The 2,286-nt window shown below is 45.1% G+C and carries 1 protein-coding gene and 1 pseudogene; both read left to right on the top strand.

Annotated elements, in window-relative coordinates:
- A pseudogene (locus tag ACO4PX_RS09950) lies at positions 1-340 on the top strand (hypothetical protein); the annotation flags it as partial.
- A 280-nt stretch (positions 341-620) separates the two neighbouring features.
- On the top strand, positions 621-2,267 hold the full coding sequence (ilvB, locus tag ACO4PX_RS09955) for a biosynthetic-type acetolactate synthase large subunit (protein WP_183684465.1): 1,647 nt from the start codon (positions 621-623) through the stop codon (positions 2,265-2,267).
- Positions 2,268-2,286: the final 19 nt, after the last annotated feature.

A 2,286-nucleotide genomic window follows, 5' to 3' on the forward strand; every position in this document is an offset into this window, starting at 1 on the left:
CAAGATTAGAGCCTATGCTTATGGAAGCTATGGTGACTGGGTAAGCTCTGAAGAGCTGGAGATGAGAGCAAGCTCTTCTCAGGGAGGTACGGAGAATGGACGTTGGATTTTAGATGCACATGGTTGGTGGTTCTTAAATCCGGATCGTTCTTATCCTGCCAACACCTGGAAGATGATTAATGGAAAGTGGTATTATTTCAATAAGTCCGGTTATATGAAGACCGGTTGGGTGCAGACTAACGGAATTTGGTATTATCTTGGTGCAGACGGAGCAATGCTTAGCAATACCAGAACACCGGACGGCTATTATGTAAATCAAAGTGGAGCATGGGTAGCGTAAACCCGGCAGAATCATAAAAAATGCAAAAGTTATAGCAGATATAATGAAAAGTTTCTTGACAGAGAAATAAGCCTATGGGATAATTCCTTCAGATTTTTTCAAGGAGGAAAGGGTTATGCAGAACATTTGGCTGGCAATTAATATGATTCTTGCAGTCATTATTGTCTTACACGATAATGTTTGTTTGCGTAACGCCACTTTTGAAAGATAAAGACATGATTTGAGCCTTTAGCCTTACAGCGTTACGCTGTAAGGCTTTTTCAATGAAACGGGAGAGAAAATGAAATTATCAGGGGCAAGGCTATTAATTGAAGAGTTGATTCATCAGGGGGTGGATACGGTGTTCGGCTATCCCGGAGGTGCAGTTTTACAGATTTATGATGAGCTGTATAAGTGTAAAGATCGGATTCATCATGTTCTTACCGCCCATGAGCAGGGGGCAGCCCATGCTGCAGACGGTTATGCCAGAGCCAGCGGAAAGGTGGGCGTGGTTATTGCGACTTCCGGTCCGGGAGCTACGAATCTGGTAACGGGCATTGCCAATGCTTATCTGGATTCCGTTCCTATGGTGGCCATTACCGGCAATGTAGCCACGGAAGCACTGGGAAGAGACAGCTTCCAGGAGGTGGATATCGTATCCATTACCCAGCCTGTGGTGAAGCATAACTTCATGGTAAAGGATGTTACGGAGCTGGAGCAGACGATTAAAGAGGCTTTTCAAATTGCCAATTCCGGCAGAAAAGGTCCGGTGCTCATTGATATCCCTAAGGACGTACAGATTAGTGAATGTGAATACGGAGTAGCCGTTCTTCCCAAGATGCCGGATAAGCCGAAGCTTCCCTATGATCAGGAAGGGGTTATTGCCTTACTGAGTCAGGCGAAGAAACCATTAATTTATGCCGGTGGAGGTATTACGGCGGCTAAGGCGGAGAAAGAGCTGATTGCCTTGGCGGAGAAGCTGAATATTCCGGTTACCGTCAGTATTATGGGAAGGACAGCATTTCCCGACTCTCATCCCTTAAGTCTTGGTTTGGTGGGAATGCACGGAAGCTATGTGGCGGCGAAAACCCAGTCGGAATGTGATGTTTTGCTGGCTTTAGGAGTTCGTTTTTCCGATCGTGCCACCGGAAATATTGCCCGGTATACCCAAAATTGTAAAGTCATTCATGTAGACATCGATAAGGCGGAAATCGGGAAGAACATAAGTCCGGATTATTCCGTACAAGGAGATGTGAAGAAGTGGATTAAAGAAATTCTTCCAAAGTTGAAGGAGCAAAAGCATCCTAAGTGGTGGGAAGAAATCCATGGCTTCGAAAAAACCAAGAGTAAAGTGGAGGGAGATTTCCATCCCAAGCATATCTTGGAGACTTTACGGAAGTATACGGAAGACGATACAGTGGTAGCTACCGATGTGGGACAGCATCAGATGTGGACAGCACAGTACTATCGTTTTGAAAAAGGCAGAACCTTCCTAAGCTCCGGCGGATTGGGAACCATGGGCTACGGATTGGGGGCGGCCATCGGAGCTTGTTTTGGAAGAAAGAAGGCCCATACCGTTTTAATTACTTCCGAGGGATCTTTTGGTATGAACTGCAACGAGTTATGCACAGCGGTTCATGAAAATTTACCGATTACCATTATTCTGATGAACAATCGAGTTTTGGGTATGGTGAGACAGTGGCAGACAGCCTTTTTCGGAAAGCGTTATTCCGAAACGGTTTTGGATAGAAGCACGGACTTTGTAAAGCTGATGGAAGCTTACGGCGGAAAGGGCTTTAATGCAAAAAATTGCAAGGAGCTGGAAGACGCTTTAAAGGAAAGAGAGCATTATAACGGACCAATATTGATTAATTGCTCCATTAATCCGGATGAAAAGGTGCTTCCGATGATTCCTCCCGGAAAATCCGTGGATGATATTATTTTATAAGGAGGGGAGGAAAGATGAA

Source organism: Oribacterium sp. (assembly GCF_057249185.1).

Coding starts and splice junctions, on each gene's coding strand:
- ilvB (WP_183684465.1), top strand. CDS start 621: ATGAAATTATCAGGGGCAAGGCTATTAATTGAAGAGTTGATTCATCAG.